The organism is Sphingobacterium paludis, from assembly GCF_004364125.1.
In the GTDB taxonomy this organism is placed as follows: domain Bacteria; phylum Bacteroidota; class Bacteroidia; order Sphingobacteriales; family Sphingobacteriaceae; genus Sphingobacterium; species Sphingobacterium paludis.
Genome location: NZ_SNZV01000001.1, coordinates 488,321 through 511,978 on the forward strand (window position 1 = coordinate 488,321; position 23,658 = coordinate 511,978).

Sequence of the window (23,658 nt, forward strand, 5' to 3'; positions counted from 1 at the left end):
TCTGTAAACAAACAAAGGCTTCTGAGAAATCAGAAGCCTTTGTTTGTTTAAGCATATAGCAGACTACGGCGTGATAACTTTGGCAGCAGGTGCTTTTTCATCCGTAATGTGTTTGCCTTTTCCTAAATCATAAACCGCTGGAGCAGCTAAGATAATCGAAGAATATGTACCTACTACGATACCGATCAAGATAGCGAAAGAGAATCCACGGATTACCTCGCCACCAAAGATAAACAACACGACCAATACGAAGATAATCGTTAAGGAAGTAATGATGGTACGGCTTAATGTTGTATTGATCGCGTGGTTAATGACTTCACCAAAGTTTTTGCTATGCGCCCCCGGTTTGGCAAGGTCTTCACGAATACGGTCAAATACAACAACCGTATCATTCACTGAATAACCCAGTACGGTTAGTATGGCAGCAACAAAATGCTGGTCGATGTCTAACGAGAAGGGTACAAGACCATCCAAGATGGAGAACAGACCCAACAAGATAACGCCATCGTGTATGGTTGCCACAGCGGCACCGACCGAGTATTGCCATTTCTGGAAACGTACGAGAATATAACCGGCAATAATCAAAATAGAAAATACAGCAGACCAAATTGCCCGGTCTTTAATATCGGTAGCGATACTTGGACCTACCTTCTGCGAAGACAGGATCTCATGCTTACTTCCAGCGATCTTACCTAAGCCTTCGTTTAGCTTCGCTAATACTTCTTTATCTGCTTCGTCGCTGGTTTCCTCGATATGGTAGGTAGTCGTGACACGAACCTGGTTCTCGCTACCAAATGTTTTTACCTCGGTAGTAGAAGCAAAGGTCTCGTCTAGGTTTTTACGAACCTCTTCCAAATTTACAGGCTGGTCGTAGCGTACAGTATAGGTTCGTCCGCCTTTGAAGTCAACACCCAAGGAGAATCCTTTGGTGAAGATAGACGCCACACTGATCAGCACGGCAACCACAGAGATTGCATAAAATACCTTCCGCTTCTTGATAAATTGGAAGTTTGCGTTTTGAAGCGTTTTTGCTGACCAAGGGTAAGACACGGAGATCTTCATGTCTTTGTTCAACATATATTCAAAGATCAAACGTGAGATGAAGATCGATGTGAACAACGAGGTGATAATACCGATCATCAAGGTTGTAGCAAAACCTAAGATTGGCCCGCTACCGAAGAAGAATAATACCAAACCAACCAAGAACGTGGTAATCTGCGAGTCTAAGATAGATGGCATCGCATGCTTATAGCCATCCGCGATAGCTTGGCGAATGCTTTTGCCGCCTCTCAATTCCTCGCGGATACGCTCGTAGATCAGTACGTTGGCATCCACGGCTGTACCCATCGTTAGGACGATACCCGCTATACCGGGTAAGGTAAGCACCGCATTTAACGAGGCCAAAATTCCCATCAAGAAAAATACGTTAAACAATACAGCGATGTTTGCCGCAATACCAGCGCGGTTGTAGTACGCGATCATAAAGATCATCACCACGACGATACCAATTACCGCAGAGTTCACACCCGCATCGATAGCTGCCTGGCCAAGGGACGGGCCCACGATAGCTTCTTCAACGATTTTTGCTGTAGCTGGCAAACGACCTGCTTTCAATACGTTGGCTAAATCTTTGGTATCTTCTATGGTGAAGCTTCCCGAGATTTGCGAGCTACCATTTGGAATTTCTTCGTTCACAGAAGGGGCAGAGTATACCACACCGTCCAATACGATTGCAATAGCTTCTCTGTTCTGCGCAGCTTGTGCTGTTACTTTACGCCATTGACGAGCACCTTCCGTATTCATTTGCATGGATACGACCGGTCTGTTTTGTTGATCGAAGTTGTCTGTAGCGTCTGTGATCACATCGCCACTCATTACCGCGCCGCTTTCCACACCCGTGGTTTTTATCGCATACAAGGATAAGAAGTTTGGCGACTTAGGTTCAGGCTTAACGGCCCATAGTAATTTTAAGTTGCCCGGTATGGTTGCTTTTACCTCCGGTCTGTTCAAATAAGCATTAACGCGAGCCGTGTCTTTTAAGTTGGCTATGCCCACCATCGGACCAGGCATTAAACTCGGTTGACCATTCTCACCTGTGTAGGTAGCCGGGTTTAAAATCGCAAATAACGGATTACTTGCGGCTAATTCTGTGGATACAGCAGATGAATCTGTGCTGTCTTTCTTTCCCGCACCTAAATTTGCAAGGAGGTTGTCGTCATTACCTGTCGTATCTGCCGCTGTTTTCGTCGAATCAGCCGTTGCAGCGGGTTTTGCTGCAGGCGCAGCTGCTTTCATGGTTGAAGCAAGAATGCCGTTGATATTTTCCAATAGCGGATACACCTGAAAGTTATCATGCGTAGAGAAAAATTCCAATTTTGCGGATCCTTGAAGAAGTTTACGCACGCGAGCCTCATCATTCACACCCGGTAGCTCGATTAAGATACGGTTGGTTCCTTGCTGAATTTGGATGTTTGGCGATGCAACGCCAAATTTGTCAATACGGGTGCGTAAAACTTTGTAGGAGTTCTGGATAGCGTTTTCCGACTCTCTATTCAAGAAACTACGTACCTCATTATCCGAGCTGCTGCCCTTTATTAATGCGGAATTGTCTTTAGTTGCGAAAAAGCTGGCCAAAGGTATTGCTGCGCCCGTCGCTTTGTATTCTTCTACAAAAAGCTCGACAACGCCTTTGTTTACAGACTTGCTTTTTTCTACGGCAGTTTCTAATGCTGTATTGAATTTTTCATCTTTTGGATTGTTTGCTAGGTTTTTGATAAGCTCGTCCAAGGAAATTTCCATGGTCACGTTCATCCCACCTTTAAGGTCTAGTCCAAGAGCTAGCTCGTGTGCTTTAGCCTCTCTGTAGGTGAACTTTGCAAGTCCCAAATTATAAACTTCTTCACCTGCCATGGAGTCTAAATACGCTTTTTCTTTGGCCATATCGCCTTTCGCGTAGTCAGCAGCATCTCGTTCTACTTTCCGTGTAACAAATGTGAATGATAAGGAATAGAGGCATGCTATTGACACCACTATTACCAAAAATTTAATCAGCCCTTTACTCTGCATTGTCTGTAATCCTGTATTGTTTGATATAGTTTATATTACTCTTTTTACTCTACGATTTAGCTTAATAATACTTAGCCAAGATTCGCAAAGGTATAAAAATTTTGTATAAAGAATACATTATTGGGGAGATATGCAAACAAAAATCAAATTTAAGTGTAGGTGCCTACAAAACCAATACGTTAGGGGGTTTCACAGGTCCGAAAAACGACGCTGGGCAACCTTTTGAGGGTTGCCCAGCGTAGCCAGTTTGATGTTTGCTTTTTTATTTAAGCGTAAATTTGAAGCCTAAAGTAAAACGTGCAGGTTCGAAGTTAGAGTTGTGGGTAAGATTCCACCACGGTTTCCAGTCAAAGTGGAATCCGATCGGTGCGGTAGGAATTTTATACTCCAGGCCTAATGCTGGTCTGATGGCAACATACGTTTCGTTATCGCCACCGTACCAACCGCGACCGTCAACAAAGCTTAATTGCGGACCCACACCTACGTACCAGCCTAGGCCGTTGGTGCCAGAAATTTGTTGGTTGTACGAGTAGTCAACACCTAACGTAATTACATCGTCTCCAAATAATACTTGTGCATTACCCGCATTGGCCCCGCCAAACGAATGTTTTATTTGCGGACCGACCAATGTTGGGCCATCACCAACATCGATCGCTAGTCCAATGGCTGTTTTATAAGGTGTTTGTGCGCTAACCTCGGTTACGCCAAGAGCCAACAATGCAGCGGCTGATAACGATAATAGTACTTTTTTCATGGTTGTTTGTATGTATAATTTCATAGGGGGGCGATTTTCGACCCCGATATTTCGCTGTATTTGCAAATAGTTTGCCAAACTACCGCCGTGGTCAGAAAAAATGTTTTTTTAGATCTATTTTAATCTGAATGTCAAGCTTTGCTAAAAGGATATTATTTTTTGATAATTTCGTAGAAATTCGTAATTTTGCCTTGCAAATAGAAACCCCAAAGATATTTGCCATATGCAGTTAGATCCACAAAAATTTGTAGCGGAAGGTTTAACATACGACGACGTTCTGCTTATCCCAGCTTATTCAGAAATTTTGCCACGAGACGTTAACACAAGCACGCGTCTTACCAGAAAGATAAAGCTCAATATACCCTTGGTATCCGCAGCGATGGATACGGTGACGGGAGCAGAGCTTGCGATCGCGATTGCGCAAGCAGGGGGTATCGGCATGTTGCATAAGAATATGTCTATCGACGAGCAAGCGGCAGAAGTACGTCGTGTGAAACGCTCGGAGAGCGGCATGATTCAGGATCCTGTCACCCTGTTGGAAGGGTCTACCGTTGGTGATGCCTTTAAAATTATGAAAGATCATAAGATTGGGGGTATTCCGGTGGTGAACGAAAACAGAAAGCTGGTGGGTATTGTTACCAATCGCGACTTGCGCTTTCAAAAAGATATGGCCAAGCCGATTAACGAGCTCATGACAAAGACCAACCTGGTGGTGGCACCAGAAGGTACCGACCTTATACAGGCCGAAGAAATTCTGCAAAATGAAAAAATCGAGAAGCTTCCTGTGGTCGATGCGGAAGGCAATCTGAAAGGATTGATCACCTTTAAAGATATTCAAAAGTATAAACATTACCCCAACGCAGCGAAAGATAGCCACGGCCGTTTACTCGTAGGGGCTGCCGTCGGTGTTACTGCGGATACTATTGAGCGTGTTTCGGCACTGGTTAAGGCTGGCGTCGATGTGGTTACGATCGATACTGCACATGGACATTCCAAAGGTGTTGTCGATAAGCTGAAAGAGGTCAAGCGTATATTTCCAGAACTGCAGGTTATTGTCGGTAATATTGCGACGGGTGCCGCAGCAACTGCGCTAGCCGAGGCAGGTGCCGACGCTGTGAAAGTAGGGATTGGTCCAGGCTCCATCTGTACAACACGTATTGTTGCTGGTGTGGGTGTGCCGCAATTATATGCGGTGTATGAGGTGGCCAAAGCCTTAAAAGGAACTGGCGTTCCGCTTATTGCAGACGGCGGTATTAAACAAACGGGTGATATTGCCAAGGCTATTGCAGCAGGTGCAGATACCATCATGGCCGGATCGTTATTTGCTGGTGTAGAAGAGGCTCCTGGCGAAACCATTATTTACGAAGGTCGAAAGTTTAAATCGTATCGCGGAATGGGCTCGCTGGAGGCCATGGAAAAAGGATCCAAAGATCGTTATTTCCAAGATGTGGAAGATGATATCAAAAAGTTGGTTCCGGAGGGCATTGTAGGTCGTGTGCCTTACAAAGGCACACTCGCGGAGGTGGTTTACCAATATATTGGTGGTTTACGTGCATCAATGGGTTACTGTGGTGCCGCGACCATCGAGCGACTGAAAGAGGCACAATTTGTCCGTATCACGGGCGCAGGGCTTCGCGAATCACACCCTCATAATATCTCTATTACGAAAGAAGCACCTAACTACAACAGCAGGGGCTAAGCGTTGTTAAATGTCAATTTACCCTTGGTCGTTTTAAATTTTATTGGTACATTGCTGTTAAGCAATCATAAAATTTTAAACTTTAATCAGTAATAGTATGGGAAAAGGTGATAAAAAGACACGTAAAGGGAAAATAATCATGGGTTCTTTTGGGAAAAAAAGACCAAAGAACGGTCCACGGGTAACCCCTAAAAAACAAAAAGAAGAAGCATAAGCTTCTTCTTTTTGTTTCGTCTTGTTTGTTGCTAAAGCTATTTCAAATTGTTGATAGCTTGCTGTTCGCGTAGTTTATCTACATTGTTCTTTTCTCCAAATTCTTCGGTTTTTTCTTGGAAGGAATCGAGAATAGTTTTGATCGCTTCAGCATTGTCTGCCGTACGTTGGTAGATGTCGGGCATTTTCGACTCTATAGTTTTGTCCCCAAGTTCTATATTATCGACTTCAATTTTACCGATTTTCTCTAAAACAGCCTGTTGGCTATTTCTTACGTCTTCAAGCTCTCTGGTGATCTTTTCCATGAGATCAAATTTCTTCAGTTTGTCCATAGTCTTCAATTTGTTTTAGTACTCTTAATAAAACGAACGAAGAAAGAAATTGTTTTAAAAAAAGCGATAAAGAAATCCTCTATCGCTTTTTTTAAACGGCGCAAAGGAATGCATGGTTTGCTATTCCTGTGTGCGGCCGGGATATTGTTTTAAGCCTTCCTCGATACAAGTGAGTGCGCCAAGGAGATCTTCGTTTTTAAGCACATAGGCCAAACGCACTTCATTTTGTCCGGCACCCTCCGTGCTATAAAATCCGGTTGCAGGAGCCATCATCACCGTCTCGCCATGATAAGAAAACTCTTCCAGCATCCATTGGCAAAAGCGATCCGCATTGTCAATAGGGAGCTTCGCAACAACATAAAAGGCTCCACCGGGATTTGGGCAAAATACACCGTCGATTTTATTCAGGCCGTTGACCAAAACATCTCGACGGGCCGTATACTCTTTGGAAACAGATTGAAAATATGCATCAGGCGTATCGACTGCGGCTTCACCTGCAATTTGCCCCTCCAAGGACGGACTTAAGCGTGCCTGCGCAAATTTTAGCGCAGTTTGATAGAGCTCGCGGTTCTTGGTTATTAAACAGCCTATACGCGCACCACAAGCAGAATAACGCTTGGACACGGTGTCAAATACCACGACATGGTCCTCTAAGCCTTCCAAGTGCATTGGTGATACAAATTCACGGCCATCGTAGCAAAACTCACGATAGGCTTCGTCGGAAAAAAGGTAAAGATCATGTTTGATACACAAATCGCGCAAGGCCTCAAGTTCCTGTCTGGAATAGAGGTATCCCGTCGGATTATTAGGATTGCAAATTGCTATCGCCTTCGTTTTGCTGGTAATTAGTTTTTCAAATTCTGCGATGGCTGGCAGAGCAAAGCCGGTCTCGATATAAGACATGATCGGTTTTACCACAATGTCGGCCGAGCAAGCAAAGCCATTATAGTTGGCGTAGAAGGGTTCGGGAATGATGATCTCCTCTCCAGGATTTAAGCAGGCTTGCATCGCAATGGTAATCGCTTCCGATCCGCCATTGGTCACTAAAATATCAACCGGCGTAATGTTGTAATTTAATTTGTTGTAATAGGATGCCAGCTTAGCGCGGTAGGAGGCAGTGCCTTCAGATGCCGTGTAGGCCCAAACCTTGAAATCTATATTTTTCAGCGCATCAAGCATGCCCGCTGGCGTTTCAATATCGGGCTGACCAATGTTAAGATGATAGATTTTCTTTCCGTCTTTCTTTGCTTGGTCGGCAAAGGGCGTAAGCTTTCTTATTGGCGAAGCAGGCATGTCAATGCCCTTATTCGATATTTTTGGCATGGTAAAATTGTTTTTGTTTGTGTGACACAAAAATAGAAAAAAGAATAGGTGAACGCATACGTTAGCTACACAAACTTTTCTAGTAACGAGGCCATAAAAAAGCCATCGATCCTAGGATGCGATGGCTTTTTGGTATACCGTGTTTATTATACTATTCGACAGAACCTTTTACAGTTAAAGTCTTAACAGGCGTTTTCGTGTTTGATTTCACCGTGAACTGTTTGGTAAACGGCCCTTTGGCAGCCGCGTTATACGTTACGGTAATGGTTCCGGCTTCACCTGGTTTAATAGGCGTTTTTGTAAATTCCGCTACGGAACAACCGCAAGAAGGTTTCACCTCTGCAATAATAATCGGAGCATCACCAGAATTCGTAAATTTAAAATCATAAGATGCCGGCTTATTCTGCGGAATGGTTCCGTAATCGTGGGTTTCTTTTTCAAAACTAAATTCACCGATAGCAAGTGTCATCGATGTAAATCCGATTACAGCAACAAATACGGCTAATATACTTAATGTCTTCTTCATCTTCTTATTCCTTTAATACTATCCAAACTAATCAAAATACAAGCCAAAAGTAGTGATTAACATAGCTTTTTATGATTCTTTGCCGGAAATAAACAAAAATATTACATAACATCCTAAATGATACCTTCTTTCAATAAATCTTGGAGATGGACAATTCCCTGGTAGGTGTTGTTTTCCACCACGAGCAGTTGCGATATATTATTTTGTCGCATGTGTTGTAGTGCTTCGACAGCAAGTTCCTCGCGATTGATTGTCTTGGGGGATTTTGTCATAATGTCCAGCGCTGTCAAGCCCGTTAAGTCCTCGTATTTTTCCAACATGCGCCGAATATCACCATCCGTTACAATACCGATGATGTTGCCCTGATCGATGACCGCAGTAGCACCCAGCCTGAATTTTGTGATCGTGACAATCACTTCTCGGATATTTGCCTCAGGGGCGAGGAAGGGCTTTCCGTTATGGTCAGAAAGGTCTGCAACCCGCAGATAAAGCTGCTTGCCCAGTGCGCCGCCGGGGTGGTATTTAGCAAAGTCGCGATCTGAAAACTGCCTGCAGGTTTGTAAGCAAACGGCCAATGCATCGCCCATGGCAAGTTGAGCCGTGGTACTGGTTGTTGGCGCTAAGTTATTGGGGCAAGCTTCCCGCTCGACGGAAGTGTCAAGTATGTAGTCGGCTTTTTGTGCAAGGAACGAATTCAAGTTGCCTACCATGGCTACCAAGGTGTTGCCCGTTTGCTTTAAGAAGGGAACCAGCACTTTAATTTCTGGCGTATTGCCACTTTTGGAGAGGGCAATAATCAAGTCGTTTTTTTGAATAATTCCAAGATCACCGTGGATGGCATCCGCGGCATGCATAAAGATGGAGGGGGTGCCCGTTGAATTAAACGTTGCAACCATTTTTTGCGCTATAATAGCACTTTTTCCGATGCCGGTCACGATGACTCTGCCCTGCATATGGAGGATGGTATTCGTCACATCAACGAAGTCTTGATCGATCGTATCTATTAGTTTTTGAATAGCTGTGGCCTCTAAGGCAAGCGTGTCCACAGCCGTCTTTTTGATGTCTATGTTGTGTATCACAGAAAAAATATCTAATTTTATATTACGAAACTACAAAAGTAAGTTATTTAAGACGCATTAAAGTCACAGGTCCATCTAATTTTTTGTGCTACAGTCAATGGAAATAGAAAAATCACTATTTGACAATTTACAGGAATTTTTCGGCTTCGATACATTCAAAGGGGATCAGGAAGCTATTATAACGAATATCCTGAATAAGAAAGATACGTTCGTTATTATGCCTACGGGGGGAGGAAAGTCAATCTGTTATCAACTGCCTGCTCTGATGAGCGAGGGGACAGCGGTTGTCATTTCCCCACTGATTGCTTTGATGAAAAATCAGGTCGATCAGATGCGGGCGTTCGGCGGCAATGAAAGTATTGCCCATTTTTTGAATTCCTCATTGAATAAGAGTGAAATTTCGAAAGTGAGACAAGACGTGACTGATGGAAAAACCAAGTTACTTTATGTGGCACCAGAGTCGTTGGCGAAAGAAGAAAATACGCAGTTCCTCCGACAAATCAAAGTGTCATTTGTAGCGGTAGATGAAGCACATTGTATCTCCGAATGGGGGCATGACTTCCGCCCGGAGTACCGAAAAATAAGACAGGTTATCAACGGTATTGGCGATGGTATTCCAATCATTGCACTAACTGCTACAGCTACACCAAAGGTTCAATCTGATATTCGTAAGAACTTGCAGATGAACGACGCTACTCTCTTTAAATCATCGTTCAATCGCTCGAATTTGTATTACGAGGTTCGCACGAAGAAAAACGTCGTGAAAGAGATTGTGAAGTTTATCCGGCTGAATGTTGGAAAAACGGGTATCATCTATTGCTTAAGCCGAAAAAAGGTAGAAGAGATTGCCGAAGTTTTAAATATCAACGGAATAAAGGCTTTACCCTACCATGCGGGATTGGATGCCAAAACGCGTGCCGATACGCAGGATAAGTTCTTGATGGAAGATGTGCAGGTTATTGTAGCCACCATCGCTTTCGGTATGGGCATCGACAAGCCAGACGTACGCTATGTGATCCACCATGATATCCCGAAATCTATGGAAGGCTACTACCAGGAAACAGGTCGTGCAGGTAGAGATGGCGGCGAGGGCTATTGTCTAGCTTTTTATGCGGAGAAAGACGTCGAAAAGCTCACGAAGTTTATGAAGGATAAACCGGTGTCGGAGCGTGAGATCGGAACGCAAATCCTGAAAGAGGTCATCGACTATTCCGAATCTTCGGTATGTCGCCGGAAGCAGATTTTGCATTACTTCGGCGAACAGTTTGACGAGACCGGTTGTAACAATATGTGCGACAATTGCCGTACAGAAAAGACCTACTTCGATGCCGAAAAGTCCTTGCTGGAAGTTTTAGGCTTTTTGAAAGAACAGGGCGATAAGTTTGACGATCATCACATCATCAATGTGATGATTGGACAGAATAACCAGCCCATATCCTCCTATAAACACGATACCCACCCCTTATTCGGTAAAGGCAAAGAGCTGGGGATTACCTACTGGAAGTCGTTGATCCGGCAGGCCGAATTGAATGGTTTTATCAAAAAAGATATCGATCACTATGGCTTGCTTATCTTGACGGAAAGTGGTCGTAAATACTTGGCAAACCCATATGCTTTGAAATTTATCCTGAACCGTCCGATGGAAAAATCGGACGAAGATTTGGGCGATGATGTAGGAGGCGCTGCAGGAGCACTTGATCTGGAACTGCTTAACATGTTGAAGGAGTTGCGGAAAAAGCTGGCTAAGCAAAAATCACTGCCCCCGTTTGTCATCTTTCAGGACCCCTCCCTGGATGAGATGTGTACGCACTATCCGGTAAGCTTGGAAGAGCTGAAACAAATACAAGGCGTTGGCGCCGGTAAGGCCACTAAGTTTGGTGCTGCATTTGTCGAACTGATCAAGCAGTATGTGCAGGATAATGACATCGACCGGCCACAGGATTTGGTGGTAAAAAGCGCGGCAAATAAATCGGCACTAAAGGTTTCTATTATACAGAATATAGATCGAAAGATCGGACTCGAAGATATCGCATCCGCTAAAGGAATAAGCTATGAAGATCTGCTCAAAGAAGTGGAATCTATTGTGAATTCAGGTACAAAACTCAACATCGGGTATTTCGTCGATGAAATGATCGATCGGGATCGGCAAGATGAGGTGTACGATTATTTTCGTACGGCCGAAATCGATTCGATAAAAGAGGCGTTGGCAGAACTGGGCGAAGAAGATTACACGTTCGAGGATATACAGCTGATGCGTATAAAATTCATGTCGGAATTAGGAAATTAATCACCATTAAACACACTATGATTCAAGATTATTTACCAGGCATAAAAAATGGCGGCTCACTGCAATTTTTCTTGATGGCTGGTCCGTGCGCTATTGAAGGAGAGGATATTGCCTTGCGTATTGCAGAGCGCATTGTTACGATAACCGATAAGTACAGCATTCCATATATTTTCAAAGGCTCTTACCGTAAAGCCAATCGCTCGCGTGTTGATTCCTTTACCGGGATTGGCGATGAGAAAGCGCTGAAAGTATTGGAGAAGGTCGGAAAGACATTTGGCGTGCCTACCGTTACCGATATTCATGAGAGTCACGAGGCGGCAATGGCAGCAGCCTATGTCGACGTGTTGCAGATACCCGCCTTCCTTTGTCGGCAAACGGATCTTTTGGTGGCTGCGGCGCAAACTGGTAAAGTCGTCAATATCAAGAAAGGACAGTTCCTTTCGGCTGCTTCTATGCAGTTTGCCGTCGATAAAGTCAAGGATTCTGGTAACGATAAGGTTTGTTTAACAGATCGCGGTAATTCATTTGGTTATCAGGATCTTATCGTAGATTATCGTGGCATTCCGGAAATGCGTGCTTTCCAAGTGCCTACTATTATGGACTGCACGCACTCGCTGCAACAGCCTAATCAAACATCGGGCGTAACAGGTGGTAAGCCGGCCCTAATTGAAACTATTGCCAAAGCAGCTATCGCGGTCGGGGCAGATGGTTTATTTATCGAAACACATCCAGATCCCGCGCAAGCAAAATCAGATGGTGCTAATATGCTGCATTTGGATCTTTTAGAAGGTTTGATCGAAAAGTTGGTGCGCGTGCGCGAAGCCATATTATAGTATACAGGACAACGTGATGCTGTCTTGCTGACGCGCGCTATGTGCGCAGCAAGACAGCATGGATAGTGACAATACGTATCATTTCATTTTCGACGGAAAGCTATCCGTGCCCACGGTGGTTTTAATTTCCGTTCGCTTTCGCCAGCTAATGGCCCCCATACTCCACAGCGCCCATAAAATCAATACTGGCTGAAAAAAGAGCCTTAATAAGCGCGCAGCCTCTGTATTGAGCCCAAATCCATCCCGTTCGTTCACATACTGTGCGATATTGCCAGGAAACACAGCAATAAAAAACAGCGCAAGCAGCCAAGGGACAGCTTGATACCGATGTCCCCAAAGAATAACCAGCAGGCCTAAGCCGATCTCTACCACGCCGGAGAGAAGTACCACAAGATCTTTATCCAACGGAACCCAGTCAGGGACCTGCGCCTGGAACGTTGTGCGGGCAAAGCTAAGATGCCCAATACCGGCAAATAGCAGGAATAATCCGAGTATGATACGCGCAGTTTGCTGTGCGTTGCTTAGCTTGTTCTGATGGGATGAGTGATGCATAGTGCTGCTACTTTTTAGTAGAACGAAAGCGCTGCGTGTAAGTTTGTTTTTTTTGTTGGATAGCTTGCTCGCTCATCGTACTCTTGGCCTGAGCACTTCAATCTATTGACCATTATGGGCAGTCTAGGTAAGTCTTTTATGATAATTAAAAACTAAAATGAGGCTTGAACGTGTTATAGGGAAACATGTAAATCACTCTGTAAAACACTATGGCAATTATTGGAGAAATTATAAAGCGGGCAATTAACGTTAATGGTTTAATCAGCAAAGATCCATCGCCGGTGGAGGCGCAAGAGGCGGTGCTACTCGGCATGCTGGCCAACGCCAAGCACACCGCATTTGGCCGGCATTACCATTTCGAGCGCATGCTTGCTGCGGAGAATCCGATTACGGCGTTTCAGCATGGCGTGCCGATTTTCGATTACGATAAGTTGTATGAAGAGTGGTGGCACTATCTGGAGGATGGCCACGAGAACGTAACCTGGCCGGGCGGACAACGCTATTTCGCGATGAGCAGCGGTACGACCAGCAACAGCAAAGCTATACCTGTTACAGACGATATGTTGGATGCCATCAAAAAAGCCGGCATACAGCAAATTCTGAGTCTGAAAAATTTTGATCTGCCAGCTGACTTTTTTGAAAAAGATATCATGATGTTAGGAAGCAGTACGGAGCTAAAGGAACGAAAGGGTTTTCTAGCGGGCGAAATCAGCGGTATCTCAGCAGCTAACTTGCCCTTGTGGTTCCGGAAATTTTATAAGCCCGGCAAAAAAATCGCGGCCAGCAAAGATTGGGATGAGCGGGTGGCGCGCATTGCCAAGTCAGCGCATAAATGGGATGTAGGCAGTATGTCGGGCATTCCGTCTTGGTCCGAGTTGTTGCTCAAAGAGATTGTCAGGTTAAATAAGGTGGATACTATCCATGACCTTTGGCCAAACCTCCAGGTCTATACGACCGGTGGGGTCGCTTTCGGACCCTACAAGAAGAGCTTTGAGAAGCTCTTTGCTCGCCCCGTCACGTATATTGATACCTACTTGGCATCGGAGGGCTACTTGGCGACGCAAAAACGCCCCGACACGGATGCTATGGCCCTCATTGTAGACAACGGTATTTTCTTTGAATTTGTGCCATTTGAAGAAGCGAATATGGATGATTCGGGCCGGGTTAGGCAGGACGCTCGGGTTTTGACGCTCGCCGATGTGGAAGAACATGTGGAATATGTATTGCTGATCAGTACGGTATCCGGTGCGTGGCGATATATGATTGGCGATACCGTCATCGTCAAGGACAAGGAGCGAGCGGAAATCATTATCAGCGGGCGTACCAAGCATTTCCTAAATGTGGTCGGCGAACAGCTATCCGTGCATCAGATGAATGCGGCCATTCAAAAGATGCAGGATAAGTTTCAAGTGCAGATCAAGGAGTTTGTTGTTGCAACCGTTCAGCGTGAAGGGAAAAAGCTTAATACATGGTATATTGGCGCTGACCAGGACTGTCCGAATGCGGAGATGCGTGACTTCTTGGATCAGGAGCTGCAGGCGAGCAATAAAAATTTCAAAGTTGCCCGCAACCAGGCGCTCGATGGTATGGAGCTTCACGTCGTTCCGACCACGTATTTTCACGAATGGAGTAATCAACATAAGAAAATGGGCGGACAGGCTAAAATTCCTAGAGTGATGAATCAGGAAGATTTTGAGGCTTTTGAGGCGTATATTGCTGGTCTAAGATAGCCACGTAATTTGTTGGGGTGACATCGGTGGAAAAGGCGCAACATGGGGGAAATGCGTTTTGTAATGATACACGTTAAAATGATCCGCAGCTTCAAATTTCACAACAAAAATGGAAGCTGCGGAGTTTTAATGCGGCTAAAGCTCATCTTTGCCGGTTCGTCTGTCGACGACAATGGTCTCACCCGTCGGCTTTAAGTCCTGCTGATCTAATGTCGCTTCCGGGTCTTCGTCCTCTTGATGTAAGGGTTCATTATCCTCCAACTCCTCAACATCAGGATTCTCTCGCTCCAAAGGATCGACGTCCGGTTGCATAGGGGGGATGTTTTCCACCTCATCGCCTTCCTCGGGAAATTTATCAGCCTCATCAGGCTCCGGCGTGTTTCCGTGATCATCCTCATTGGGTTCGGGATGGGTAAATGCCGGCGGCGTATGGCCTACGTGAATTAGCGCAAGGCTAATGAACATATTGGATTCCTTTACGTTTCTCATTTTTTTCCTCCTGGTTTCTTTAAGAACCCGCGTATCCCGAATTCGTTCAATAACGCGTAACGGTGCCTGGCAGGGATACCTCAGGCTTATCCTTGGCCCTCAGCCATGGCGAATATGCAGGCCATAGCATTGCCCATATTTCTATCTCCAACTTTTTCACTTACTTTGTTAAAAAGACGAACGTTATGAAAAATGTAGAGCGTGTTTACAAAATGTCCTTTGCTAGTGTTTATCCCCATTACGTGCAAAAGGCAGAGAGAAAAGGACGAACGAAAGCGGAGGTAGATGAAATCATATTTTGGCTGACGGGGTATGATCATAAGGCCTTGCAAGGTATTCTCGATAATAAAACTGATTTTGAAAAATTCTTTACTGACGCCCCGGCAATGCATCCGAATGTACAGCAAATAACCGGTGTGATCTGTGGTTACCGTGTAGAAGATATCGAAGACCCAATTATGCAAAAAGTTCGCTATTTGGATAAGCTGATTGATGAATTGGCAAAGGGAAAGTCTATGGATAAAATACGTAGGAAATAGCCTAAATAATTCAAAAGTATCGTCCTTTTATCACAACTATACATAGGGATTAAAGTTTTTTTTTGTTGGTATTTGTAAATATTTTATTGATATTGAAAACCAATGCAATTATAGGCGAATTTTCTATGTTGGCAGTTTAATATTTTGTTAACAGCGAGTTGTGTAATGGATTATGTTAAAATAGACGATACTGAACTGATGGCTCTTCTGAAAAAAGGAGACCATACCGCTTATTTGGAGATTTACGACCGCTACAAAACCGCTCTTCAAAGCCACGCTTGGAAAAAACTTGGGCAAGCGCAAGACGTGCAAGATGTTATTCAGGAGCTCTTTACAGAGCTTTGGGTAAGGCGAGATGCGCTAACGCTTACTACGGGCTTGGCCAATTACCTGTACACCGCCGTCAGAAACAGATCCCTCAATCTTATCTACAAACGAAAAAAGGAGAATTCCTATTTATCCTCCTTAAATGAATTTATTCAAGAGGGGCATGACCTCATTGATTTACAGCTTCGTGAGAAGGAATTACGTGCCACCATACAACAAGAAGTAGATCGGCTTCCTCCGCGGATGAAGGAAGTGTTCACCCTATGTAGAGAGAAGGGGCTGTCGCATAAGGAAGTTGCCGCACATCTCGGTACTTCCGAGCATACCGTTGCCAAGCAGATGACTAATGTATTAAAGATTTTGCGTAAGAAATTGGGCTCTCTGTATTTCCTGCTATTTCTGCTCTATTAAAAAAAATAAGAATACAATACTTGTACCATGCGAGTTCCTTGTCTTAGGTATATAGGGGTGCATTACGCAAACCTCGTTAACCAATGGAGAAAGCAAAAAAATTACTTCGTCTTTATATAAAGGGAGGTGCCAGTCCCGAACAACGTGCTGCGGTTGAACAATGGTACAAGCATCTGCAGGTGCCAGACAGCTCGGGTTATGGCGAAGAAGCGCGAGCCCAGCAACTAGCGGAAATACGCAAGATGTTGCCTGGTGCACCCCGCTCCACCCTTAAGGAGTGGGTAATGATGGCCGTTGCGGCCTGCATTATTTTGACAATGGCTATTCATTTACTGCATGATGATGCTAATGACCAATTTCTACCGGCCTCGGAGGTGAGTCTAGGGAATGATATCGCGCCAGGCGATACAGCAGCAACCTTAACGATGGCAGATGGAACGAAAATAAACCTCAGCGCCGACCAGGACGGCGAAATCGTCAATATAAATGGTCTCCGAATTAATAAGACAGCTGATGGCCAACTTATTTACCAGATAGATCCAGTGGGAAATCGTCCGGCGCAGTGGAATACGCTATCGACCAGCAACGGTCAAACCTATACCATAACATTGCCCGATAAAAGCAAAGTGTGGCTCAATGCGGCTTCCAGCCTCACATACAACACGGCGTTTGCGGAAAATCAAGAGCGCCGGGTTGTCCTGCGAGGGGAGGCTTTTTTTGATGTCTCCCCCGATAAAAAGCACCCCTTTGTTGTGGTAACGGAAAAACAAGAAATTCGGGTGGTAGGCACACAATTTAATATTAACAGCTATACAAATGAACCGGCTGTAAGCACAACACTTGTGGAAGGCGCTATCCAAGTTTTAGCGAAAGGAAACCAGTATCAGCTGCGTCCTGGTGAACAGTGTATCAATACCGGGAGCGAAATTCGGATCGAAAAGGCTGATATCGAAAGTGTAATAGATTGGAAAGCAGGTGACTTTAACTTCCATGAGGAGGATTTTAGGAAGGCCATGCAAAAAATAGCACGCTGGTACGATGTGGAGGTCATATATGATGCTTCTTTACCGGAGCATATCGAAGCAAGGGGATGGGTATCGCGAAACAGAAATTTATCATCTGTGTTGAAGTTAATCGAATCATCGGGCCTTGTTCGTTTTAAGATTGAAGGTCGAAAAGTCTTTGTGCGATAGCCCATCAAGCAGCATAAAAAAGAATAGTTATAAACCTATATATGTACATTATGAAACAAAGCAATTTATAACCCGAAGAAAAGTAGACCAGCAATGTATAGTACATCACTGGCCTGCGTTTGGAACTGATCGTTCGAAAACTAACTCATTCATTTGCAGTGACCCGTGCCGTGGAAAGTTGGGGTATACTGCTATAAACCAAACAGATCAAATGTATAAAAAATACTCCATTATAACGGGTGTAGGTGGGACGCTATGCCTGAAAATATTGCTTACTATGCGGATAACCATGGCCATGTTTATCCTGGCCATGATGCCCCTTGCAGCGAACAGCAAAGAGCAACAGATAACGATAAATCAACAGCATGTTTCTCTCGAATCTGTTTTGAAAGAAATAAGAAAACAGAGCGGATATGATCTTATCTATGATGGAAAAGCCATTCCGAAGCATAAAAAAATAAACGTTGCCTTCACCAATGCTACCGTGAACGAGGCTTTGGAAAAAACGTTGAAGCAGTTACCGATCCACTATGATATCAACGACCATAGTATCACCATTCGTTACAAAAAAGGTAAGGAGCAGGTGGCTGACGTGCTCATTCGCATTCGAGGTACCGTGACAGATACACTCGGACAAGCTATTATGGGGGTGTCTATCGTTAATAAGGAGAGTAATGTAAGCACCTCCAGTAACGCACAAGGTGCATTTGAACTGGATGCAGATGAAGGCGACATTCTGCTGTTCACGTCCATTGGCTATCAACGCCAGGAAGTTCGCGTAGGAAGGGAGCAGCAATTACGTATCGTTCTTAAACAAGAAGAAACAGCAATGGAGCAGGTGGTTGTTACCGCTCTGGGAATTCGTCAATCCGTGAGAGCATTGACCTATAACGTGCAAGGATTTAAAGCAGAAGAGGTGACGCGGAATAAAGATGCCAACTTTGTCAATGCATTGACCGGAAAAATTGCGGGGGTGACCATCAATGCCAGTTCATCCGGAGTAGGCGGTGCAACGCGTGTCGTTATGCGAGGTACAAAGTCTATAGCCGGCAACAATAATGCGCTCTATGTGATTGATGGTATCCCTATTCCCAATAACAATGGTGGACAATCTGAAGGCCCCTTTGCCGGCCCGGTGAGTGGGGAAGGTATTGCTAGCTTTAATCCCGAAGACATTGAAACGATTACCGCACTGACTGGCCCTTCAGCAACGGCTCTTTACGGAAATCAAGGTGCTAACGGCGTGCTTCTCGTTACGACAAAGAAAGGAAAAGTCGGTAAGATTCGGATAAATCTTTCGCACAGTTCCGATTTTTTTTCACCTTTCGTGATGCCGCGTTTTCAGAATACCTACGGGCAGGCTAATCGCGATGAATATGCAAGTTGGGGACCGAAGTTGGCTGAGCCATCAAGCTATCGCCCACGGGATTTTTTTCAGACCGGCTTCAACGTGTTTAATTCGGTAAGCGTAAGCGGAGGGACGGAAAAAAGCCAGACGTTATTTTCTGCTGGATCAAACAATGCGGAAGGCATTATTCGAAACAATACGTTTAACCGATATAATTTTGCGCTGCGGCACAATACACAGCTTACCGAACGCCTAACTGCGGACTTCAGCGCGATGTATGTGAAATTAAACGACAATAATATGGTCGCACAAGGCCAATACCACAACCCCATCGTGCCGATCTATCTTTTCCCACCAGGGGATAATTTCAACACATATAAAGTGTATTCCCGCTATAACCCCGGCCGCCTGCTCAACACGCAATTTTGGCCCTATCGCGATCAGGGGCTCTCGATGCAAAACCCCTATTGGATTACGGATGCACAGCAGGCAGGCAATAATATCGATCGCTACATGATGAGTGTAACGACCAACTATAAGGTGTTTGACTGGTTGGATGTAACAGGTCGTGTACGAATAGACAATAGTCTGACGCAAAGCGAAACGATCAGACCTGCCAGTACAAGCGGCTTGTTTGCATCAGATTTTGGGTTTTACAGCACCAACAAGACCTCCAATAAAAATACGTACCTAGACCTAATCGCCAACATTCGAAAAAATATCAGTGACCGGATCAGCTTTCGCGCAAATGTGGGTGGTAGTTACCAGCACGATGCGATGGATGGTTTAGGAGCTGGAGGGAATCTTACTACGTTAGCTAACTATTATTCCGTTCAGGAAAATACAAGTAATCCGCCTACACAGACTTATCTCCGTACAGAATTGCAATCGGTATTTGCAACCGCACATTTCGGCTATGATAATTGGCTCTTTATGGATTTGACGGGTCGCTACGAATGGCCATCGCAACTGCCCCCCGGCGTGGCAACCACTTCCTCTTATTTTTACCCATCGGTAGGTGTGTCCGGCGTATTGAGTGATAAATGGAACGTATCACCAGATGTCATTTCTTTTGCTAAAGTGCGGTTCTCTTATGCCGAAGTTGGTAATCCGCCGCGCTTTGGCATAGCCAATGCAGTGTATCAAACGATAGACACTAGATTTCGGCCAGCACCTTTCCCAGACTACCTACCTGAGCGCACACGCTCTTATGAAGCTGGTATAGAGCTTCGCTTCCTACGCGACCGCTTATCGTTAAATGCTACGGTATACCAATCGAACACTACGGATCAACTGCTTCAACAGCCTACGATAGCGAGTGGAATCTTTACAGATTTTTTTTACAACGCTGGGGATATACGAAATCGAGGAGTTGAGGCAACGTTATCACATCAGGGTGAATTTGGAAAACTGAACTGGACGTCTGGGCTTGTCTTCTCTTTGAACAGAAACCGTATTATGCGCCTTTCCGATGGCTTTTTAAATCCGGCAACCGGAGAGCCGTATGTGAATGAACAACGTTTGGTGAGCGGTTTAGGCGATTTTCAAAACGTATTAACAGTTGGCGGCACCATGGCTGATTTTTATATTTCACGTGTGCTGCGCGAGGATAATCAAGGCAATCTCTGGATTAACCCAGTTGATGGGTCGATCGGACAGACAACGCTCCTAGATCGACGGTACATCGGCCGGGGCATTCCTGATTTTACATTCGGTTGGAACAACCAGTTCTCGTATAAAGGAATCGACTTGTCGTTCCTAATTGATGCACGTGTTGGCGGCGTTGGTGTATCCTACACCCAAGCCATTATGGATGGATTTGGTGTTTCCGAACAATCAGCTATCGATCGGGATAACGGCGGCGTTATGGTTTATGGTACGCGCTACCCGAATGTTCAGGGCTATTACAATTTACTGGGAATGGGGGCAGATGGTATGGCTGGGTATTATATTTACAGCGCGACGAATGTACGCTTACGTGAGGCTGCAATTGGCTATACTATTCCCCGTAAATGGCTTAACGACAAGGGCCCAGAATTGCGGGTATCCGTAACAGGACGAAATCTATTTATGTTTTACAATAAATCTCCTTTTGATCCGGAAACGACGGCATCCACCGGGACCTACGGACAAGGTATCGACTATTTTAGGCAGCCCAGCTACCGAACTTTCGGATTTAGTATAAGAGCGCAATTTTAAAATTTTGACATGAGCATCATGAGATATTATCAAAAATACCATAACGTTATACGAGCTTCTTTAGCTTGCCTGTTAGGCATCGCGACACTTGCTTCCTGCACGAAGAGATACGAGGGCTACAATACAAACCCGTATTTGGCGACGCTTGAACAGCAGCTGGCCGACGGTTTCTTAGTAGGGCGGAATTTTCCAGATATGGTTAACGCAGTAATGCCCGCCGGCGATCCCGCTGGTCAAACCAATTTTATCAATAGCTATCAGCTAGCATACAGCTTGGCTGCAGACTGCTATTCGGGTTATATGGCGCAAGCGAATAACTGGAACGGCAATACAAATAACCTGACCTATGGATTTAACTTGGGTTGGGTTAACGAACAATTCAGGCTAACCGGTGTCCTTATGGCGGGCTGGACGCGGATTAGAGATGCGACGGAATTGTCTGGAGATTCGCTCCAATATTCCGTTGCCCAACTTATCAAAATTACGGGCATGCTGCGTGTCACGGATAGTTACGGCCCCGTGCCTTACTCTCAAATTCCGACAGGTACTTTCACGCCGGCATTTGACAGTCAAGAAAGTATATATAGGACATCCATCGCTGAATTGGGACGTGCTGCGGATATCTTGCATGCGTTGGGTGCGAATGCCGGAACGCCTTTGGCGGCTTACGACCAAATATATTTGGGCAATTACGTACAATGGGCCAAGTATGCCAACTCGTTAAAGCTAAGGCTGGCTATGCGGATGGCCTATGTGGATCCTTCAAACGCACAGCGCTTTGCCGAAGAAGCGGTAAGCCATCCGGCTGGCCTGTTAATGACTACAACTGATGCTGCCCTGCAAAAGGCAATTCCAGGACGAAATTTTAGAAATCCAATGTTTCACTTATCGCACGGTTATAACGAATTGCGGATGGGAGCTACTATGGATTCCTATTTAAGAGGCTATAACGATCCGCGCATTGCCAGATTCTTTCAGACCTCTGCTATCCGCCCCGGGGTTTATGTAGGCCTGCGAAGTGGCATTGAAGTCGTACCAGCTGTTTACCAACCGTTTTCAACGTTGAATGTGGCTGATGATACAGCGTTACCCTGGATGTACGCTTCTGAAGTATCCTTTCTACGTGCCGAAGGAGTACTACGCGGCTGGAATATGGGGGGGAGTACGGCACAAAGTTTTTATGAAGAAGGTATACGACTGGCTTTTGCTGAACAAGGCGTCACGATGCCGGCCGATTATTTAACCAATTCTACTGCCAGACCCATTAATTATGTGGATCACTCGGTGGGAAATCGGTACAGTATGGCTGCCCGTACTGATGTCACTATTCCATGGGAGAATGCGGGAAGTTTTGAGCGAAATCTGGAGCGCATCATTACGCAAAAGTGGATCGCTATGTATCCTAATGGTGCAGAGGCCTGGGCGGAGTTTAGGCGCACTGGCTATCCTAGGATTTTTCCCGTTGGTCTAAACAGAAGCAATGGAACAGTCAATACGGAGATTCAGGTTCGAAGATTACCTTATCCGCTACAGCAATATCAGGAAAATGCGGCTAATGTCGCAAATGCGCTAACGCTTTTGGGCGGCCCGGATAATGGCGGTACGCGGCTGTGGTGGGATGCGAAGCCTTAACAATCCGTAGTGTCAAAGATCCAAGGTGGACATTATTAGAACGATTACGAAAAAAATGACAAAATGAAAGATATAAGGATAATAGTATATGCATTTGTACTTGCAGGCGCACTGCTACTGGGAGCCTGCCAAAAGCAAAATTTACCAGAAGCGGAGCCTGTAGCTCGTTTGTTTCTCGAAAAAAGCGAAGAATACTATGCGAATCTACGCGCATACAAGAAAAGTGATCACCAGATTTATTTTGGCTGGTGGGGAGGCATAGGAGCGCCGGGCAATGCGGAAGCCGTTAATATCATTGATCATATACCGGATTCTGTAGACATCGTCAGTCTTTGGGGCGGGCCGCCCCAGATGGGTTCCTACAATCATGAAACCATGCAGCGTATTCGTCGACAGAAAGGGACGCGCTTTGTGATGGTGGAATTTGACGATACAGCCTTTCTGAATCGGATGGGCGACACCTCAAGCACCGCTACGAGTTCATATTCATTCGCGAACCAGTCTGATCGTGGAGATGAGCAGCTTCTTATCGGGTTCGAACTTGTGGCAACCAAATTACGTGATTTCGTGGACGAAAACCAATTGGATGGCATTGACCTAGATCATGAGCCGACTGTCTGCGGTTGTAATTGGGGATTGCTGACCGATCAACGGAAATACGCCATGTTCATCAAAACGCTGTCGAAGTACTTCGGTCCACTTTCCGGAACGGATAGATTGCTGATTGTAGATGGGGAGTGGTATCGTATATCTGCCGAGGCAGGGGCAGGTCTTAGCTACGCGGTATCGCAGGCTTATGGAACGACTGGCCCCACCAGCCTGCAAAGCCGTTACAATCGTGGCGTCGCTTGGTTGCCAACGCATAAATATATCGTGACCGAAAATTTTGAGGAGCGTGTGGGTTGGGAAAATGGAGGGCCTAATTACACCGATCCGGTACGAGGAGTTATGCCTTCGCTATTCGGTATGGCGTATTGGAATCCGGTGCAGGGAAGAAAAGGAGGTATTGGCACCTACCATGCCGAATATGAATATTCCAATAATCCAGATTATAGATGGACAAGGGCCGCTATTCAAATTTTGAATCCCGCTGTCCGCTAGCTTGGTGTATATCCTGATGAAATTA

At 45.2% G+C, this 23,658-nt stretch carries 19 protein-coding genes; 11 read left to right on the forward strand and 8 right to left on the reverse strand.

Annotation, left to right across the window (positions count from 1 at the left end; genetic code table 11):
* Positions 1-63 precede the first annotated feature (63 nt).
* A complete protein-coding gene (gene secDF / locus B0I21_RS02020) occupies positions 64-3,066 on the reverse strand; it encodes a protein translocase subunit SecDF (protein ID WP_133638664.1) in 3,003 nt (1,000 codons plus the stop codon).
* Between the two features lie 262 nt (positions 3,067-3,328).
* Positions 3,329-3,844, reverse strand: coding sequence for a hypothetical protein (locus B0I21_RS02025; protein WP_243835916.1), 516 nt, complete (start codon positions 3,842-3,844; stop codon positions 3,329-3,331).
* Positions 3,845-4,043: 199 nt separating this feature from the next.
* On the opposite strand from B0I21_RS02025, the gene guaB reads away from it, so the two are divergent.
* Both guaB and B0I21_RS02035 read left to right on the forward strand, forming a co-directional pair.
* On the forward strand, positions 4,044-5,519 hold the full coding sequence (gene guaB, locus B0I21_RS02030) for an IMP dehydrogenase (protein ID WP_133638665.1): 1,476 nt from the start codon (positions 4,044-4,046) through the stop codon (positions 5,517-5,519).
* Between the two features lie 97 nt (positions 5,520-5,616).
* The gene (locus tag B0I21_RS02035) at positions 5,617-5,733 is read left to right on the forward strand and encodes a 30S ribosomal protein THX (protein ID WP_133638666.1); all 117 of its coding nucleotides are present in this window, start codon (positions 5,617-5,619) and stop codon (positions 5,731-5,733) included.
* Between the two features lie 37 nt (positions 5,734-5,770).
* Here the strand turns inward: B0I21_RS02035 and B0I21_RS02040 are convergent, their stop codons facing one another.
* The 4 genes from B0I21_RS02040 to B0I21_RS02055 all read right to left on the reverse strand — a co-directional run bounded on the left by B0I21_RS02040 (position 5,771) and on the right by B0I21_RS02055 (position 8,989).
* On the reverse strand, positions 5,771-6,064 hold the full coding sequence (locus B0I21_RS02040; RefSeq protein WP_037501808.1) for a hypothetical protein: 294 nt from the start codon (positions 6,062-6,064) through the stop codon (positions 5,771-5,773).
* Positions 6,065-6,184: 120 nt separating this feature from the next.
* Positions 6,185-7,387, reverse strand: a complete 1,203-nt coding sequence (locus tag B0I21_RS02045; protein WP_133638667.1) for a pyridoxal phosphate-dependent aminotransferase — start codon at positions 7,385-7,387, stop codon at positions 6,185-6,187.
* Between the two features lie 151 nt (positions 7,388-7,538).
* Complete coding sequence (locus B0I21_RS02050; RefSeq protein WP_133638668.1) at positions 7,539-7,913, reverse strand: DUF1573 domain-containing protein; 375 nt, start codon at positions 7,911-7,913, stop codon at positions 7,539-7,541.
* A 113-nt stretch (positions 7,914-8,026) separates the two neighbouring features.
* Complete coding sequence (locus tag B0I21_RS02055) at positions 8,027-8,989, reverse strand: KpsF/GutQ family sugar-phosphate isomerase (protein ID WP_394346340.1); 963 nt, start codon at positions 8,987-8,989, stop codon at positions 8,027-8,029.
* Between the two features lie 100 nt (positions 8,990-9,089).
* Between B0I21_RS02055 and recQ the strand changes: the two genes are divergently transcribed.
* Both recQ and kdsA read left to right on the forward strand, forming a co-directional pair.
* The gene (gene recQ / locus B0I21_RS02060) at positions 9,090-11,279 is read left to right on the forward strand and encodes a DNA helicase RecQ (protein ID WP_133638670.1); all 2,190 of its coding nucleotides are present in this window, start codon (positions 9,090-9,092) and stop codon (positions 11,277-11,279) included.
* Between the two features lie 17 nt (positions 11,280-11,296).
* Positions 11,297-12,112 carry a 3-deoxy-8-phosphooctulonate synthase gene (gene kdsA / locus B0I21_RS02065; protein ID WP_133638671.1) on the forward strand — a complete coding sequence of 272 codons (816 nt, stop codon included), beginning with the start codon at positions 11,297-11,299 and terminating at the stop codon, positions 12,110-12,112.
* A 78-nt stretch (positions 12,113-12,190) separates the two neighbouring features.
* Here kdsA and B0I21_RS02070 read toward each other — a convergent pair whose 3' ends face one another.
* Positions 12,191-12,664 carry a DoxX family protein gene (locus B0I21_RS02070; RefSeq protein ID WP_133638672.1) on the reverse strand — a complete coding sequence of 158 codons (474 nt, stop codon included), beginning with the start codon at positions 12,662-12,664 and terminating at the stop codon, positions 12,191-12,193.
* Positions 12,665-12,873: 209 nt separating this feature from the next.
* Between B0I21_RS02070 and B0I21_RS02075 the strand changes: the two genes are divergently transcribed.
* Entirely contained in the window at positions 12,874-14,394 is a 1,521-nt protein-coding gene (locus B0I21_RS02075; RefSeq protein ID WP_133638673.1) for a GH3 family domain-containing protein, read from the forward strand.
* Between the two features lie 135 nt (positions 14,395-14,529).
* On the opposite strand, the gene B0I21_RS02080 is transcribed toward B0I21_RS02075, so the two are convergent.
* Positions 14,530-14,883, reverse strand: coding sequence for a hypothetical protein (locus tag B0I21_RS02080; RefSeq protein WP_133638674.1), 354 nt, complete (start codon positions 14,881-14,883; stop codon positions 14,530-14,532).
* A 185-nt stretch (positions 14,884-15,068) separates the two neighbouring features.
* On the opposite strand from B0I21_RS02080, the gene B0I21_RS02085 reads away from it, so the two are divergent.
* The 6 genes from B0I21_RS02085 (at position 15,069) to B0I21_RS02110 (ending at position 23,633) form a co-directional block, all read left to right on the forward strand.
* Positions 15,069-15,422 carry a DUF2200 domain-containing protein gene (locus tag B0I21_RS02085; RefSeq protein WP_133638675.1) on the forward strand — a complete coding sequence of 118 codons (354 nt, stop codon included), beginning with the start codon at positions 15,069-15,071 and terminating at the stop codon, positions 15,420-15,422.
* A gap of 165 nt (positions 15,423-15,587) precedes the next feature.
* On the forward strand, positions 15,588-16,160 hold the full coding sequence (locus B0I21_RS02090) for an RNA polymerase sigma factor (RefSeq protein WP_133638676.1): 573 nt from the start codon (positions 15,588-15,590) through the stop codon (positions 16,158-16,160).
* An 83-nt stretch (positions 16,161-16,243) separates the two neighbouring features.
* Complete coding sequence (locus B0I21_RS02095) at positions 16,244-17,353, forward strand: FecR family protein (RefSeq protein ID WP_133638677.1); 1,110 nt, start codon at positions 16,244-16,246, stop codon at positions 17,351-17,353.
* A 211-nt stretch (positions 17,354-17,564) separates the two neighbouring features.
* Positions 17,565-20,900 carry a SusC/RagA family TonB-linked outer membrane protein gene (locus B0I21_RS02100; RefSeq protein ID WP_133638678.1) on the forward strand — a complete coding sequence of 1,112 codons (3,336 nt, stop codon included), beginning with the start codon at positions 17,565-17,567 and terminating at the stop codon, positions 20,898-20,900.
* Positions 20,901-20,909: 9 nt separating this feature from the next.
* A complete protein-coding gene (locus B0I21_RS02105) occupies positions 20,910-22,532 on the forward strand; it encodes a SusD/RagB family nutrient-binding outer membrane lipoprotein (RefSeq protein ID WP_243835917.1) in 1,623 nt (540 codons plus the stop codon).
* Between the two features lie 63 nt (positions 22,533-22,595).
* On the forward strand, positions 22,596-23,633 hold the full coding sequence (locus B0I21_RS02110; RefSeq protein ID WP_133638679.1) for a glycoside hydrolase family 18: 1,038 nt from the start codon (positions 22,596-22,598) through the stop codon (positions 23,631-23,633).
* Positions 23,634-23,658 lie beyond the last annotated feature (25 nt).